The following is a 16,587-nucleotide window of genomic DNA, read 5'->3' as shown; positions in this document are numbered from 1 at the left end:
GTTAGCGACGGGCCGCGGGTCGCCACCACGCATCCCGCCGCTCAGGTCGCGGCAGCTTCGGTGCCAGCAAGCATGTCGAAGATCTTGGCGCGTTCATCGTGAACGAGCAGCAACGCCAAGTCGCCGGGGCCAACCATGCGCAAGATCTTGTCGGCCCCGTCGGCCGGGCTGGCGGCAAGAAGGACATGTTCCGGTGCAAGGCCGAGGTCCAGGCTCGCCTGCCGCAGCAGCCCGGACACCTCGCCCGGCGCCCGTCCGCGCAGATACTTGGGGTTCTCCGCCGCCACGACCACATCCGGGGCCAAGGCAAAGGCGCCGCTCGCCAGCGCGCGAATGTCCGCGTCCGATCTGTCGCCCGCGTGGCTGAGCAGGACGAAGCGCCGACGCGCCGGAAGTGCGGCCAGAGCCGAGGTGACCGCTGCAATCGAATGAGGGTTATGGGCAAAGTCGACGAAGACCCGGGCGCCGTTCACCACGAACTCGTTGGCTCGGCCGGGATTGTCTCTGGCATCGCTGCGGAACGTCGACAGGACATCCCGGATGGCGCTGTCCGGAATATCGAGCGCCCGAGCGGCAAGTGCCGCCGCGAGGGCATTCTCGATGTTGTAGCGGGCCACTCCGCCAAGCGTCAGGGGGATATCCGCTGCGGCCAACAGCGCGGTATCCGTCTTTCCGTCGAAGAGATGGAGCATTCCCGCCTCCAGCCAGGCGCAGGCCTGTCCGGTGGTCCGCGCCGTGCGGATTTCTCCGGCCATCGGATCGAGGGCGAACCAGACCGCCGAGAGGTGATGCTCTGCCGCGATCTGACGAAGCGTTGCGTCCCCGGCATTCAGGATCAGTGAGCCACCGGGGCCAAGCGCGCGACGGACTGAAAGCTTGACCTCTGCCAGTTCGGGCACCGTGTTGATCCCGTATTGCCCCAGATGGTCGGCTGCCACATTCGTGACGACCGCAGCACGGGCGCGTGTCACGGGAAGACCGCGCCGCAGTATTCCCCCACGGGCGACCTCAAGAACGCCGAGTTCAAGCCGCGGATCGCGCAGCAGTAGCCGCGCCCCGGCAGGGCCGGAATAGTCACCTCGGTCCAGGATCTCGTTCCCGACGCGGACGAAATCGGTCGAGGACAGTCCCGCGACCTTGCCGGCTGCCTGCCCCATGGCTGCGATCAGCCGGGTGGTCGTGGTCTTGCCGTTCGTCCCGGTCACCAGCGCCAACGGCACGTCATGAAGTGCGCGCCAGTCAGGTGCCTGCGGCAGGTCGTCAAGGCTCCATGTCCGCGTTCCTGTGCCGTGGCCGAGGGTGATCGCATCGTCGTCGAGAAGCCGGTCGATCCCGCGCGCGTCAGCCTCGTCGACAAGTCGGACCAGCGCGGGATTTGCTTCGAGGGCTGCGATGCGGCTCAGTTCCTCCTGCATCCGGGGCAGGGGCCAGGAGTCGCGTCCAAGCATCTCGCAGGCCGTGAAGTACCAGGCTGCCTCGATCACATATGCTGCGGTCAGGAGTTGATCGACGGGCGCCTCGAAGAACAGGCTTGCCCCTCCGTCGAAGGGCCGCAGCACGAAGCCCGGGCGCCGGCCCAGACCTTGCAGAAGTTCGCGGGCATGGGCCTGCCATAGCGTGAGCATCCGTTCGGTATCGCCGTTCGGCGCCAAGCCGTCACCCACGGCGCCGGGGCGATCGGAATAGAGGTTCGGCCCAAGCAACCTCCGGCACCCATCCAATACCAGTTCCGGGTCCTCGGGGACCGGAATAACCAGCGCTTCGGCGAGCTCGTCGAACCGGGCACCCATAGCTCAGTCGCCTTCCTCGCCCCCCCGCGCAAGACGGACCCCGCGCTCGTCGCGGATCAGAGTGTCACCACCGGCCAGCAGCTCTTCGAAGCCGACGCTCGGTTCGCTCTTGACCGGCGTTACAGCGGCGGCTTCGCGCTCGGCCTTCTTGAAGTAGATGATCTGTTTCCACGACCGGGTCAGCTCGTCGGCGAAGACGACCAGCAGGTCTCCCGGAAGAGCGGATTCGAGCGCGCGGTCGATGGCCTCTACCTCGCTGGTCATCAGGGTGATCTGGGTCTCCTTGACGCCTGCGGCGAGAAGCACCTCGCGCAGCATCTGCGGCACCTCCATTTCACCCCGACCGCGGCGGTCGTCGTCGGGCTTGAGGAAATAGTGGTCGAAATGCCCCGCGAGCTCCTTGCCCGCAGCGACGATGTCTTCGTTGCGCCTGTCGCCAGGCATTGCAGCCACGACCAGGCGGCGGCCCTTCACGTCCAGCCGGTCAGCGAGTCCCGCCATCGCCGCGATGGCCGCCGGGTTGTGACCGTAGTCGAGGATCACCTTGAACGGATGTTCATCATAGACGTTCGTCCGCCCCGGCGCCTGGAAGAAGCTTGTGTCGAAGGTCCGCAGCCCGTGGCGGATGTTGTCGAGGTCCAGCCCGAAGGCGAAGGCCATCGCGCAGGCGAACATGGCATTCTGCACGTTGTAGAGCGCCTTGCCCTCAAGTGTCGCCGGGATGAGGTGCGACCAGAGGACCGGCAGGTGCAGGCCCTTGGAATAGATGGTGATCATGTCGCCGTTCATGGCTTTTTCCAGAACGACGGCCCGACCGCCCGCCCGAATGTGCTCCTTCACCAGCGGATGGTCGGAGTTCATCGTCACATAGCAGATGTGGCTCGCGTGGCAGAAATCGGCCATGCGCAGGCAGTGCATGTCGTCTGCGTTGAGCACGACCGTGTCGGTCGCCGTTTCGACCACGACGCGCTTTACGATAGCCAGTTCCTCAAGCGTGTTGATCCCGCCCATCCCGAGATGGTCCGAGGCCACGTTCAGGCAGGCCGACACGTCGCAGCGCTGGTAGCCGAGGCCCGAGCGGACAAGCCCGCCCCGCGCCGTCTCCATCACCGCGAAATCCACGGACGGATCGCGCAGCACCATCTGGGCCGAAGCAGGCCCGGTCATGTCGCCCTTCACCGTCAGCTTTCCGTCGACATAGACCCCGTCGGTCGAGGTCATGCCGACGATCTTGCCGCTCGACTTCATGATATGGGCGAGCATCCGGCTGGTCGTGGTCTTGCCGTTTGTCCCAGTGATCGCGGCGATCGGGATGCGCGATTGGGTGCCGGGTGGGAAGAGCATATCCATCACCTTGCCCGACACATCGCGCGGCTTGCCCTCGGATGGGGCGACATGCATGCGGAAGCCCGGTGCGGCATTCACCTCGACGATCGCGCCGCCGATTTCCTTGTAGCTTTTGGTGATGTCGGCGGTCAGGAAGTCCACTCCGCCGACGTCCAATCCAACCGCCTTGATCGTCCGCTCGGCCATGTCCTTGTTGTCGGGATGGCAGACGTCGGTCATGTCGATCGCCGTGCCACCGGTCGACAGGTTCGCGGTCGAGCGCAGGTAGAAGACCTCGCCCTTGGGCAGCACGGTCTCGGCGGTATGCCCGGCATCCGCCATCAGCCGTTCCGCCTGTGCGTCAAGCTCCAGGTTCGTCAGCACCTTCTCATGCCCGATCCCGCGGCGCGGGTCTTGGTTCACGATGTCGACCAGTTGGGCAATGGTGTGTTTGCCGTCGCCGACCACATGGCCGGGCACGCGCTTGGCCACCGCCACGAGTTCGCCGTTCACGACAAGCATGCGGTGGTCCATGCCAGTCACGAACTGCTCGACAAGGATGCCGCGGCTTTTCGATTGGGCCTTTGCCTCGGCAAAGGCGACCTCGATCTGTGCATCCTCGGTCAGGTTGATCGACACGCCCCGCCCGTGGTTGCCGTCAAGCGGCTTGACCACAACGGGATATCCGATCCGCTTCGCCGCCCGGATCGCCTCGGCCGGAGAATAGACGAGGCGCTGCTGCGGCACCGGCAGGCCAAGATCGTTCAGCATATTGTGGGTGTCTTCCTTGTCACAGGAGATTTCCACGGCGATATGCTTGGTCTGGCTGGTGATCGTCGCCTGGATCCGCTGCTGGAACTTGCCGTGGCCGAACTGCACGAGCGAATTGTTGTTCAGCCGGATCCAGGGGATGTCCCGCTCTTCTGCTGCCTTGACCAGCGAGGCGGTCGAGGGCCCGAATTCGCGGCGCTGCGCCGACAGGACAAAGCTTTTCAGCTCGGCAGCAAAGTCGAACTCCGGGTCATACTCGTAATCCGTAAGCTTCTTCACCTGTTCCGGCAGAAGATGCATCAGAAGCTTGATCGCCAGCCGGCCCGCGTCGAGCCCCACGTCCCGCTGGCGGTATTCGTAGACGAGGTTGTATTGCCCCGGCACCCCGGTGCCCCGTGTCCGCCCGAAAGTCACGTCGGATCCGGCGACGCCCTGAATCTCGAGCGCGACATGCTCGGCAACATGGCCAAGCCACGTCCCTTCCCCTTCACGCAGCCGCCGGATCAGCCCGCCCGGCTCACGATAGGAACAGCCGTGCTCGCGCAGGCCGGGCAGCGCCTCGATCAGCCCTTCGATCCATGCATCACCCAGTCGTGCCGATGGCCAGTCTTCAAGAACACCCAGATCAACGACATGCCGGATGACGGGAAATCCCGCCCAAACGTTCGGACCGACAAACACATTGGTCGAGACGATCTTCACGGGCGTTTCTCCTTCCTGCTGGGTTGGGGTCAGTGAGTGCGGGTCAAGTCGTTTGGCAAAGAGCAGAACGCGGCATGAGCGTCGGGCGCGAAGGCATGGCGTCCGTTCAGGTCGTAGCGGCAGCCTTCGCCCATGACATGAACCTTGAGGCCAAGAAGGGTAAGCGCCTGCCCGGGGCGGGCCTCCCACATCGAGGAATGGGTAAGTTCCGAGGCATCAACGACCGTGACCGTTCCTGATCCCACCACTTCAAAGACGCCGTCAGGGCCGATGAAAGCAGCCGTATCCTCATCAATTCCTAGGCCGATCAGGAAAGGATTGTAGGACGACGCCGACAGCAGCCGCCCGAGCCGGTTCCTTTGGGTGAAGTGCTGGTCAATGATGACGGCATTGGTCAGCCCGAGGCCGGGGGCGAGGCTAACGGCCCCTTCGACCGGGGAAGAATAGCTTTCGCCTCCTGCGATCATGTGCTCGGACATGATCGAGGCCCCCGCAGAGGTCCCCGCGACATGGACGCCTGCTGCATTCCGGCGGCGGATCTTCTGGGCAATTCCCGTTCCGCCCAGGATGGTGGAAAGGCGCAGCTGGTTGCCGCCGGTGAGGAAGATGCCGGTCGCCCGGTCGAGCATCTCGAGATAGCGCGGATTCTCGCAATCGGCACGGCGCGTGATCGGCAGGAAATCAACCTGCGCCGCCCCGAGTTCGCGGAAGATGCGATTGTAATCCTGTCCGGTCGTTTCGAGTTCTGACGCCGTGGGAATAACGACGATGTCTGCTCCAGCGCCGCCGGACAGATCGACGAAGCGCCGGTGGATATGGCGCTCCTTAAGACGATCCTCGCCACCTCCGATAGGGATGATGAAGCCACGTGGAGCGTTAGCGCTGAGCGGGGCAGGAGACATGCCGAACGATTTCCCGGATTGGCCATATCGGCCAGCTGCAGTTCCCCCAAAACGCGGCCACGCCCCTTGAAAGACGTTCCGCCCCCCACATGAAGCAACCATGGCGAAAGGCGGGTGGCCTCGCAAGCGATTAGGTGAATGGTCGTTGACGACGCACCCGCGAGATTCCCGGTTCTAATCTTTCGAAGCCGGTTTAAGCTGAACGGACCAATCTGAGTCCCGCTCAGCCAGACGTTGCATCAGACGAGGAGGTTGGTTCCATGAGAGTCGTTTCGGTCCTTGGCCCGTCGCACACCGGGAAGACCACGTTGTCTCAAGCCTTGGCAGGGCTGGAAACCGAGCGACCGCAACGATCCGGATTCTACGGCGAAGCCGCCGTTTCCCGGTTCCAGTTCATGTCGGAGGATTGGGCCATTCTGGATTGCCCGGGCGGAATCCAGAACTTGCCGCTTCTGCCATCGGCCCTTGCCGCCAGCGATGCCGCGGTTCTTTGCGTGACGGCGGAAACCGATGCCGCAGTCCTTGCCGCGCCGTATCTGCGGCTGCTCGAGGCGGCAGGCCTGCCGACCTTCATCTTCCTGAACAAGATCGATGCCGCGACCGACCGGATCAGTGACGTCGTCGCCGCGCTACAGGCCTATTGTGCCCATGCCATCGTGCTGCGGCAGATCCCGATGATGGAGGGGCGCAGGATTGTGGGCGCGGTCGATCTGATTTCGGAACGTGCCTGGGAATATCACGAAGGAAAGCGGTCTTCGCTGGTCGAGATACCGGCAGGGATGCGCGAAGGCGAGCAAAAGGCGCGGTCCGAACTGCTCGATCACCTCGCCGATTTCGACGACACGCTTCTGGAAGAGCTGATCGAGGACAAGAAGCCCCTCGCCGCAGAACTTTATGATGTGGCAACGCGGGTTCTTCAGCATCACGACCTTGTTCCGGCCCTGATGGGTTCTGCAGCCCACGGCAACGGTTTGCTTCGACTGATGAAGTCGCTCCGACACGAGGTACCGAAGGTTGATGCGCTGCGCGACAGGCTAGGGGGCGGTCTGGCTGTGGGGGCCTTCGCGGACAACGCCAAGCATCTGGGAAAGACCGTGCTGATCCGCGCCCTTGCCGATGGCATGGCGGCCGGTCAGCGACTGGCCGGGGGCTCGGTGGGAAGCCTTGTCGATCTGGATGGAAAGACCCCGATGGGGCCCGTTCCCGCCGGTTCCATCGCCATAACCGTGAAGTCTGACCACCTGACCCTGACCTCACCCATTTATGGCAAGGACGGAACTCTTGCCTCGCCCGAATGGGCTGCGGCACCCGGTGCACCCTATCGCAGCGTGATTTCCCCTCTCAACGAGCGGGACGAGGCTCGGCTGTCGTCCGCATTGGGTCGGCTGATGGAGATCGACCCCGGCCTATCGACCCGACAGGACCCGCAAAGCGGCCGGATGATCCTGTGCTGCCAGGGGCCTTTGCACCTACGCAAGGTTATCGAGCTTCTGGATACCCTGTTTGGCGTGAAAGTCGAAACCGGAGCAGTACCCCGCGCCCTGTGCGAGACGCTTGCCCGACCGATCGAAAAGCACCATCGCCATCGAAAGCAGTCGGGCGGGGCAGGGCAATTCGCCGATGTCCTGATCGAGGCCGCGCCGCTGGAGCGAGGCGCCGGATTCCGCTTCGACGAGCAGGTCAAGGGAGGCGCAGTCCCCCGCAACTACATTCCTTCTGTAGAAGCAGGCGCCAGAGATGCTCTGGCCGAGGGGCCACACGGGCATCCCGTGATCGACATCGCCGTGACCCTGAAGGACGGCAAGCATCATTCGGTGGACAGTTCCGACTTCGCCTTCCGCACGGCCGGCAAGAATGCCCTGCGCGAGGCGATGGCCGAAGCTGGCACGCGCGTCCTGCAGCCGATCAGCCGCATCAGGATCGAGGTTCCCTCGATTTATTCCGGGGCTCTCGTCCCCCTGATTTCGGGGCTTCACGGTCAGGTTCTTGGCTTCAAGGGCGACAGCGAGGCAGCAGGCTGGGACGTTTTCGAAGCCTTGCTTCCGGAATCCGCTGAGCAGGAGCTCTACCAGGCGCTGGCCAGCACCACCCGTGGGACGGCGCGCTTTACCTCCGCCTTCGAGCGTTACGAGGATCTTCGCGAGGAACAGCAAGTCGCCAACCCCGCCTGAACGCGAGATGGCGGCCTGCCGAGCGGGTTTGATGCGGCGGTTGTTGGTGACTGCTGAGCAAGAAGGCAGTCTGCCGCGCGCCGGACCCATTCGCGCCGGACCGATGCGGATTCTTCCTCTGGGTTGAGAGACGCTGTCGGATGATGCGGAAGGCAAGCCGGTCCAAGATCCGGAGCTTCGCTCGGGCATGCCCGAGATGCTGATCCTGATCGGTCTTCATGCCACCAAGCTCCTGGCGCTCCCGATATGAGATGAACCGCGTCAGACCGGTCGACCGCGCGCCTTCAGCAACCGAGTGGCCTTGGGACAGCACCAGTCAGTCATACCTCCGGAGCGTGGCGCCGAAGTCCTGAGGCCTGTGCTTCGCCCGGGGTGTTCCCTCACTTCGCTCGAAAGCCATGTCTCGGCGAGGACGACCTAACGTTCGGCAGGCGAGTCTCCGGCCGGCTGACAACAGAACTCGCGAACAAGCCGCGTCGCTGCAACGCTTTCGATTGACAGGTCAATCCGTGACGAACGATGATCCTGGAAACTCGTGTGTAAGGGACATCGGCCAACGGGAGGACCGTCTTGAAGAAGTTTGCCATCTGCCTTTTGCTCAGCCTGCCACTTCTTTCTGGCTGCGTTTCGGAAACCGTTCCGAATGCCGAATGCCCGAAGGACGCGGACATGTCCAACCGCGGGGCGAACCCGAACTGCGTCTGACGCAGGCAGACAGTCCGGTTGAAAGAACCGAGGGGCGCCGCAGCAGCTGGGGCGCCCCTTGCATTTCTAGGCCTGGCAGCGGTCAGCGTTCGTAGGGTTCGCCGAGGGATGCGACACCGTTGATCTTCAGCAGTCGCCGGTTGGACGAGATGATCCCCAGAACCACGATCGTGACGATATAGGGCAGGCTCGACAGGAGTTGCGAGTTCAGCGGCACAGCCTGGGCCTGTGCGGCCAAACCGCCCAGGGAGACAGCCCCGAACAGCAATGCGCCGAAGAAGACACGGCCAGTCATCCAGGTTCCGAACACCACCAAGGCCAGCGCGATCCAGCCGCGGCCGGCAATCATTCCGTCGGCCCAGAGTGGCGTATAGACCGTTGCCGCATAGGCGCCCGCCAGGCCTGCCATCGCACCGCCGAAAAGGATCGCGCCATAGCGCAGGGCGATGACCGGATAGCCGATGGCATGCGCGGCCTTCGGGTTCTCGCCCACAGCCCGGATCACCAGACCCAGCCGGGTGAATCGGAACATGCCCCACACGGCCAGCGTCGCGACAAGGGACAGCCAGACGATGGCGTCCTGGGTGAACAGTCCGCCGATCACTGGGATGGACGAAAGGCCCGGCAGGGTGATCTTCGACAGCCCTGTGACGGTCAGTGCTTCGTAGGAGTTGCCGATCAGCGCCGAAAGACCCTGACCGAGAATGCCGATGGCAAGTCCGACAGCGACCTGGTTCGCGCGGAAGCCAAGTGCCAGAACACCGAAGATGAGCGAGAGGCAAGCCCCAGCAAAGCCTGCGCCAAGGAAGGCCACGGCATGGCTTCCGCCATGATACACGATGATGAAGGCGATGACTGCGCCGAGCGCCATGATCCCCTCGATCCCGAGGTTCAGAACCCCTGACCGTTCAACGACAAGCTCGCCCAGAGCCGCCAGAAGAAAGGGTGTGGCGGCGGCCAGCATGTTGGCCAGGATGAACTCGATCCCGTTCATGGCGTGCCCCCCTTCGCATCATGTCCGATGTCAAGCCGGTAGCGGACGAAGGTCGTGGCGGCGAGGTAGAAGACCAGAAGACTTCCCTGGAAGACCCGCACGGCCGCAACCGGCAGGTCAGCCGAGACCATTGCATTGTCCCCGCCGATATAGAGGACCGCCATAAGAAGCGACGAAGCAACGATCCCGATCGGGTGGAGCCCGCCGAGATAGGCGACAATGATCGCGGCATAGCCATAGCCCGTCGAGATCGAACGCTGGAGCTGTCCGATCGGCCCGGCAACTTCGGCTGCCCCGGCCAGACCGGCCGCGAATCCGCCGATCAGTAGCGACAGCCAGATCGCGCGGGCTTCCGAGAAGCCGGCATATGCGGCCGCCCTGGGTGCGAGACCCCCGACCAGGAACTGGTAGCCCCGAAAGCTCTTCTGCATGAAGACCCAGGCGAGGATGGCCGACACAAGCGCGATCAGGAGCGAGACATTCACCCGAGTGCCCGGGATAAGGATCGGGACCATCGCGTCATACTGGAACATGACCGACTGCGGGAAATTGAAGCCCTTCGGATCTTTCCACGGGCCGAGCAAAAGGTAATTGAGCACCTGAGCGGCGATCAGGCTCATCATCAGCGTGACGAGGATCTCATTGGCGTTGAGCCGCACCCGCCAGAAAGCCGGGATCACGGCCCAGAGCGCCCCGCCAATCGCCCCAAGGATCAGCATCGCCGGCCAGATCCAGCCGCCCGTTGCCTGCGGAAACCAGACCGGGATGGCAGACGCAAAGATCGCGCCGAGGATGAACTGCCCCTCGGCCCCAATGTTGAAAACCTTGGCGCGGAAACCGATGGCAAGGCCCTGTGCGATCAGCAGAAGCGGCCCGGTCTTCAGCAGCACCTCCGAGAAGGACGCCCACGACATGAACGGCTCGAGCAGCATCGCGTGGAAGACTGCGCCTGGGTTCTTGCCCATGACGAGATAGAGAATCAGGTTCACAGTGACGGCTGCCGCAATGGCGATGATGGGCGCCAGAACGGCCATCCGGGCCGATGCTCGCTCCCGGCGAATGAGGCGAGGCAGGACGAACATCAGGCGACCTCGCTGGCCGGAACGTTTGCGCCGATCATGTAGCGGCCGATCTCTTCGGGTCCTGATGTCCGCGGGTCGAGGGAAGGAGAAAGCCGTCCCTTGTGCAGGACCTGGATCCGGTCGCAGATCTCGAACAATTCTTCCAGTTCCTCGGAGATCACCAGCACGGCCACGCCTTCGTTGCGCATGGCGATCAGGCGCTGGCGGATCGCAGTCGCCGCGCCGATATCCACGCCCCAGGTAGGTTGTGCGACGAAAAGGAGCTTCGGCCTCAGGAGGATCTCGCGCCCTACGATGAACTTCTGAAGGTTGCCCCCCGAAAGCGCGCCGGCCTCGGCCTCAGGCCCCGGCGTCCGGACGTCAAAATCCTTGATGCAGGCGGCGGTGAACTCGGCCTCCTTCATGCGGTCGATGAATCCATGACGCAGCAGACCAAGTGGATGGGCGGTGAGCAGGCTGTTGTCGGCCAGCGACATTTCGGGCACCGCACCCCGCCCCAGCCGGTCTTCGGGGACAAAGGCAAAGCCTAGTGCCCGTCGCTCGGCCGGTCCAAGATGGGCGACGCCCTGATCCATCATCCGCACCTCGTCGCGCTCGCCGTCTGCCAGGCGCGTCTCGCCCGAGATCAGCCGCGCGAGTTCCGCCTGACCATTGCCCGAGATGCCGGCGATCCCCACGATCTCGCCCGCATGGACCGTCAGGCTGACCCCGTGCAGCGAAACGGCGAAGGGGTCGTCCTCGACATGGTCGAGACCGGCCAGTTCCAGCCGTTTCTCGCCCACGGGGCGGATATCGGCGTGAAGGGGCGGCGGCATGTCACGTCCGATCATCATGCGCGCCAACTCATGGGCATCATGCTCGCGCGGGTCGATATTGCCCGTCACCTGACCAGCCCGCAGCACGGTGGCCCGATCGCAGATCGAATGGATCTCGTCGAGCTTGTGCGAGATGAACAGGATCGACACGCCAGTATCGCGCAGCCTCCGGAGGGTGTCGAACAGAAGGCCCACCGATTGCGGCGGCAGGACCGAGGTCGGCTCGTCAAGGATCAGGAGTTTCGGTTCGGTCATCAGGCAGCGGATGATCTCGACCCGCTGCCTTTCGCCGACAGACAGGGAATGGACATGGGCCGACGGATCGACTTCGAGCCCGAAATCCTGCCCGAGCGCCCGAATGCGTCGCGCGAGTTCGGGCTTCGTTCCCGGCACGATCAGCGAGATGTTCTCGACAACAGTCAGCGTCTCGAACAACGAGAAGTGCTGGAACACCATGCCGATCCCGTGGCGCCGTGCCTCGGCGGGCGAACTCAGGCGAACAGGCTGTCCCTGCCAGAACACTTGCCCCTCGTCAGGTTGTTCAACCCCATAGATCAGCTTCATCAACGTGGACTTGCCCGCGCCGTTTTCGCCCAGGATCGCATGGATCGAGTTCGGAGCCACGTCGAGGTCGATGCCCCGGTTGGCTCGGACCTGACCATAGCTCTTGGTCATTCCGCGAAGGGACAGAAGCGGCGCGGGCATGAGCGTTACTGCGGCAGCGGCGTGGCCACGCCCTTCACATGCCAGTCCATCGCGACGATCTGATCGTCGGTCAGGGTAGTGCCGGCCGCGACGCCTTCGCTGCCGTCGGCCTTCGTGATCGGGCCGGTGAAGGGCGAGAAGCTGCCATCGGCGATCGTGGCTTCGACTTCCTTGATCTTGGCCATCAGATCGGCGGGCACGTTCGGGCTCCAGTCCACCACCTCGACTACCTTGTCCGCTACGCCGAGGAAGGCGTTCGCCCCCTGGAAGGTTCCGGCGACATGGGCATCGACGGAGGCCTTAAAGAAGGGCGACCAGTCGGTGGCGACGCAGCCGAGGTAGGTCTTGGGTGCGTAGGACTTCATCGAGGAGTTGAGGTTGAACGAGGGAACGCCCGCTTCCTCGCAGACCGAAATGACCGAAGGCGTGTCCTGCGCGTTCGAGAAGATCACGTCGCAGCCCTGCGCCAGCAGCGCCTTGGCGGCTTCCTGTTCCTTGGCCGGGTCGAACCACGAGTTCACCCAAACCACGGAAACCTCGATGTTCGGGTTCACCGCCTGCGCACCAAGGGTGAAGGCGTTGATCGATGTGATGAGTTCCGGAATGGCAAAGGCCGAGACCGAGCCGAGCTTGCCGGATTTCGACAGCGCGGCGGCGGCCATGCCCATCAGGTAGGTGCCCTGGAAATACTTGGCCGCGAAGGGCGAGAAGTTCGGGGCGACCATGAAGCCCGAAGCATGCAGGACCGTGACCGAGGGATCGCGCTTGGCGATCTGCATCGCGCCGTTCTGGTATCCGAAGGAACCGGCGATCAGGACCTTGTTCCCGTCTGCCACGGCCTTGTTCATGATCCGGTCAGCATCCGGGCCTTCGGGGATGTTCTCGACGATGGTGATCTTGACCGCGTCGCCATAGGCGGCCTTCACGGGGTCGAGGCCTGCGACGAGGCTGTGCGACCAACCCACATCGCCATTCGGCGACGGCAGGATCAGCGCGATGCCGAGCGGCTCGGCCGCATGGGCACGCGCGCCGATCGCGGCGGCGATGGCGCCAAGGGCGGTGGTCTGAAGGAAGGTGCGTCTGTCGATCATCTGGGCTCTCCTGTTGCGCTTTTTCAGAGGTTTATCGTTGCCAGCGCAGCTTCGGCCTCGGCCGCCATCTGCGCCTCGTCAAGGCCGGGGAACTCCCCCTTGGCCCAGACGATCCGTCCGTTGACCATCGTCAGGTCGGTCGCCATGCCGATGCCGACCTTGGGGATCAGGCTCGCCGGGTCGTGCCTTGTGCCGACATAGTCCATCCGCCGGCTGTCGATGGCAAAAAGGTCAGCCGCCATGCCGGGCGCCAGACGGCCGATGTCGCTGCGCCCCAGAAGGGCGGCGCCCCCAGTTGTCCCATAAGCGAGAAAATCGCGCGGCTCCGGCACCGGATGGGCGCGGGTCGAGGCGGCAAGGCATTGCAGCATGTAGGCGGAATGGACGCAGTGCATCAGGTTCGAATTGTCGTTCGACGCCGAACCGTCGCAGCCGAGGCCCACCCGCAGCCCGAAAGCCGCCATCGCCGGGATGTCCGTCACTTCTGCGCCCACCAGATAGACCGGCTCGGGGCAATGGGCGACGCCGGTGCCCGACGCCGCCATCTTGCGCAGTTCGTCATGCGTCAGTTCCCAGCAATGGGCATAGAAGGTGTCCGGCCCGGCAAAGCCGATTTCCTCAAGGTAATCCACCGTCCGCATCCCGTGGCGCGCCGCGATCACAGGGCTTTCGCCCTCGCCGACATGGGTATGCAGGAACACGCCCTTGTCACGTGCCAGCGCCACAGATTCCGTGAAGGTCTCGCGGTAGCAGTTGACCGGCTGGCAGGGCGACACCACGACCTGCCGCAGGCCGAAGGGCGACGCGTCGTGGTAGGCGTCGATCAGGCGCGCGCAGTCGGCAATGAACTCGTCGGTCGTCTCCAGCATCGCATCGGGGATGGTCGAGCCTTCCGACTTCGGCAGGGTGTTCCCGCCCCGCCCGGCATGAAAGCGCAGGCCGATCTTCCCGGCCGCCTCGAACTGGCGGTCGACGATGCGTTTCCCGGCATGGCGGGGGAAGTTGTACTGGTGGTCGAAAGCGGTTGTGCAGCCGTGCTTGGCCAGTTCTGCCATCGCGGTCAGCGAGGAATGGTAGAAACACTCCTCGGTCAGGCGTGAAAAGATCGGGTAGATCAGGTCGAGCCATTCGATGACCGAAAGCTTCGTCCAGTCCAGCTCTGCCCGGTTACGCACGAAACACTGGAAGAAGTGATGGTGGGTGTTGACGAGGCCGGGGTACAGGAACCAGCCGCGTGCGTCGATCACCTCGGTTCCGGCGGGCGCCACCAGATCGCGGCCGATGGCGCGGATCGCCGGGCCTTCCGTCAGCAGATTCACGTCGCGCAGCACGCCGTCCGCCGCACCGGGATCGGTGACAACAGCCGCGCAGCCGCGAAACAGGTAGTTCGGCATCACACCCGCTCCGGGATCGGGCCCGGTTCGGGCTTGAGGTCGTGCAGGCGGTGGATGCCCGGCATCTCGATGAAGCCCGGCAGTGCCCGGATCGACCGGGTCCAGAGCCGGATTGACGGATAAGGATCGACCGAGATGCCACCGTCGGGCGCCAGCATCGAATGCGGGAAACAGGCGATGTCGGCGATGGTCGGGCGATCGCCCGCAAGGAAGGCGTGTCCCGCCAGCCGCTGCTCGACCAGCGCCGCCTCGATCTCGCGCAGGCACTGGGTGCCGGCCCTGCGGCAGGCCTGGATATCGGCGGGCTTGTTCAGCATGTCATGGACGCGGGCCTTGCCGATTGAGGCCGACAGGCGCTGCGAGAAGGCCAGCCATTGCGCCACCCGTCCCCGCATCGCCGGCGTGTCGTCGCCGAGCCATGCAGGCCCGGCCTTGGCGGCAAGATAGGTCAGGATCGCCGAGGATTCCGTCAGGATCAGCCCGTCATCCTCGAAGATCGGGATGGTGCCAGAGGGGTTCATCGCCAGAAACGGCGCGGTCTTGTGCTCACCGCCGGGGTGAAAATCGACGGGGCGCAGCGTGATCCTCGCCCCGGTCAGCGCGGCCAGCAGGCGCACCTTGTAGCAGTCTGGGCTGAGGATGTAATCGTACAGGATCATGCCGCCACCAGTTGCGCGCCATAGGTGAAGCCGTGGCGCTTCAGCCAGCGGCGATAGGCGACCGAGGTCATGTCGGCGCGTGTCGGGATCTCCATTCCTGGGTCCAGCGGGAGCAGCCGTGGCAGCTGGTTCTCCAGGATTGAGCGGTCCTGCAGGAAGATCATCTGCTGGAAATGGATGAGGTCGGTCATCGGCGTCTGGTCATCGAACAGCGCCATCCACGGCCAGACCTGGCACAGGTCTTCGGCCATCGGCTGCACGAACAGGGTGATGACATCCCATTCGCCGGGGCGCGGCGGGCAGGTCTTGTACAGGATCGAGACGGTCGGCGCCGGAACCCGGTACATGTAATCGGTCGTGATCCCCCCTGCGGCCGATTTCGCTGCCTGCGGCTGGTAGAATTTCACCTTGGTCGCCCAGACCTCGTCCACCTCCTCGCGGATCTGCACCTCGTAGCGCTGGACCTCGGTATGGGGTTCGGCGCCGAGGATGTCGGTATGGACGAAAGGGAAATGCGCGATGTCGAGGAAGTTTTCGACGGCGCGAAGCGGCGAGCATTTCACCCGCACGACGCCCACATCGACAAGGCGGCGGCCGGGCTGATCGGCCTCGGGAATGTCGAAGAGTTCCTTCGTCGGAGACCCGAGCGAGGTCCAGACATGGCCGTAGCGGGCGCGCACCGGCAGGGTGCGGCCATCTTCTGCGCTGACAACCGGCGCGCCCAAACTGTCGCAAGCAACGTTGATCGCTTCGCCCATGAGCAGCGTATCACGGCCGGCCTTGGTCAGTTGGGTCAGGATGCCGACCGGATACCATTCGTTGAGCATCGGTGTGTCGGTCATGCGGCCAGCCTTTCGCTTTCAACCCTACGGCGGAGATCTTCCAGGGCGCGGGACACAGCGGCCTGCGCGGCCGGGGACGCATTCGATGCGACCAGCACATGCAGTACCGTCCTGTCGCCCGGAATCGGCTGCACGAGCAGCACGCAGGCGATGCCGGCCAGATCGGGACGCAGCGCTCCATCCTGGTCGATCGGCATTCCGGCCGCCGTGGCGATTGCGGTGGCCGGTGCCTCGACGGTCAGCGACCGCAGCGCGACGAGGCCGGTTAGCGTTGGCGGTGGCTGGCTGGCGGGCTCTGAAGCGACCCAGATGATACCGTCGGACTCGACAGCGGCGACGGTTGGTACACGGATCGCCTCCGGCGGCACGAGATCAGGATGGGCAGGGATGCGTTGGCAAAGTCCCGCCTCGTTGTAGCTCCAGCCATGGTAGATGCAGGAAAGCGACTCGCCCCGGACGAAGCCGTGGGAAAGGCGCATGCCTCGATGCGGACAACGGTCATCCCAGGCGGCAATGCGGCCCGACTGGCTGCGCCAAACGGCGAGTTCGCGCCCGTCGACGAACGTAGGAATGACGACCTGTGGCGGCACGTCGCGAGATAGGGCCACGGCTGTCCAGTTTTGCGGCATTTGAGGTGT

13 protein-coding genes are annotated in these 16,587 nt (G+C 64.2%); 2 read left to right on the top strand and 11 right to left on the bottom strand.

Annotated elements, in window-relative coordinates; translation table 11 throughout:
• Positions 1-41: 41 nt before the first annotated feature.
• From L0V05_RS11095 to L0V05_RS11085, 3 genes are read right to left on the bottom strand one after another with little or no spacing between them, the layout of a single operon-like run.
• Positions 42-1,790, bottom strand: a complete 1,749-nt coding sequence (locus L0V05_RS11095) for a Mur ligase family protein (protein WP_234870414.1) — start codon at positions 1,788-1,790, stop codon at positions 42-44.
• Between the two features lie 3 nt (positions 1,791-1,793).
• Positions 1,794-4,589: a cyanophycin synthetase gene (cphA, locus tag L0V05_RS11090; protein WP_234870412.1), complete on the bottom strand. Its 2,796-nt coding sequence runs from the start codon at positions 4,587-4,589 to the stop codon at positions 1,794-1,796.
• 29 nt (positions 4,590-4,618) lie between these two features.
• Positions 4,619-5,491 carry a cyanophycinase gene (locus L0V05_RS11085; protein WP_234870410.1) on the bottom strand — a complete coding sequence of 291 codons (873 nt, stop codon included), beginning with the start codon at positions 5,489-5,491 and terminating at the stop codon, positions 4,619-4,621.
• A gap of 260 nt (positions 5,492-5,751) precedes the next feature.
• Here L0V05_RS11085 and L0V05_RS11080 point away from each other — a divergent pair, with 260 nt between their 5' ends.
• Both L0V05_RS11080 and L0V05_RS20515 read left to right on the top strand, forming a co-directional pair.
• Positions 5,752-7,662 (top strand): elongation factor G, encoded by a 1,911-nt coding sequence (locus L0V05_RS11080; protein ID WP_234870408.1) that lies wholly within the window; start codon positions 5,752-5,754, stop codon positions 7,660-7,662.
• A 570-nt stretch (positions 7,663-8,232) separates the two neighbouring features.
• Positions 8,233-8,367, top strand: a complete 135-nt coding sequence (locus tag L0V05_RS20515) for a hypothetical protein (RefSeq protein WP_255683698.1) — start codon at positions 8,233-8,235, stop codon at positions 8,365-8,367.
• An 82-nt stretch (positions 8,368-8,449) separates the two neighbouring features.
• On the opposite strand, the gene L0V05_RS11075 is transcribed toward L0V05_RS20515, so the two are convergent.
• The 8 genes from L0V05_RS11075 to L0V05_RS11040 are packed head-to-tail and all read right to left on the bottom strand — an operon-like array spanning position 8,450 to position 16,557.
• A complete protein-coding gene (locus L0V05_RS11075; RefSeq protein WP_234870406.1) occupies positions 8,450-9,361 on the bottom strand; it encodes an ABC transporter permease in 912 nt (303 codons plus the stop codon).
• Positions 9,358-10,443: an ABC transporter permease gene (locus tag L0V05_RS11070; protein ID WP_234870404.1), complete on the bottom strand. Its 1,086-nt coding sequence runs from the start codon at positions 10,441-10,443 to the stop codon at positions 9,358-9,360. Before L0V05_RS11070 ends, L0V05_RS11075 begins: the two co-directional genes overlap by 4 nt.
• On the bottom strand, positions 10,443-11,933 hold the full coding sequence (locus tag L0V05_RS11065; protein WP_234870402.1) for an ABC transporter ATP-binding protein: 1,491 nt from the start codon (positions 11,931-11,933) through the stop codon (positions 10,443-10,445). Before L0V05_RS11065 ends, L0V05_RS11070 begins: the two co-directional genes overlap by 1 nt.
• A 35-nt stretch (positions 11,934-11,968) precedes the next feature.
• Positions 11,969-13,054, bottom strand: coding sequence for a BMP family ABC transporter substrate-binding protein (locus L0V05_RS11060; protein WP_234870400.1), 1,086 nt, complete (start codon positions 13,052-13,054; stop codon positions 11,969-11,971).
• A 23-nt stretch (positions 13,055-13,077) separates the two neighbouring features.
• Entirely contained in the window at positions 13,078-14,448 is a 1,371-nt protein-coding gene (locus tag L0V05_RS11055) for an amidohydrolase (protein ID WP_234870398.1), read from the bottom strand.
• Entirely contained in the window at positions 14,448-15,107 is a 660-nt protein-coding gene (locus L0V05_RS11050) for a glutathione S-transferase family protein (RefSeq protein WP_234870396.1), read from the bottom strand. The genes L0V05_RS11055 and L0V05_RS11050 overlap by 1 nt, the downstream gene beginning before the upstream one ends.
• Positions 15,104-15,949 (bottom strand): aromatic ring-hydroxylating oxygenase subunit alpha, encoded by an 846-nt coding sequence (locus L0V05_RS11045; RefSeq protein WP_234870394.1) that lies wholly within the window; start codon positions 15,947-15,949, stop codon positions 15,104-15,106. The genes L0V05_RS11050 and L0V05_RS11045 overlap by 4 nt, the downstream gene beginning before the upstream one ends.
• Entirely contained in the window at positions 15,946-16,557 is a 612-nt protein-coding gene (locus L0V05_RS11040; RefSeq protein WP_234870392.1) for a Rieske 2Fe-2S domain-containing protein, read from the bottom strand. The genes L0V05_RS11045 and L0V05_RS11040 overlap by 4 nt, the downstream gene beginning before the upstream one ends.
• Positions 16,558-16,587: the final 30 nt, after the last annotated feature.

Origin of the sequence: Alitabrizicola rongguiensis, assembly GCF_021491355.1 — a bacterium.
GTDB lineage: Bacteria > Pseudomonadota > Alphaproteobacteria > Rhodobacterales > Rhodobacteraceae > Aliitabrizicola > Aliitabrizicola rongguiensis.
This window is presented reverse-complemented; position numbering and strand designations above follow the sequence as displayed.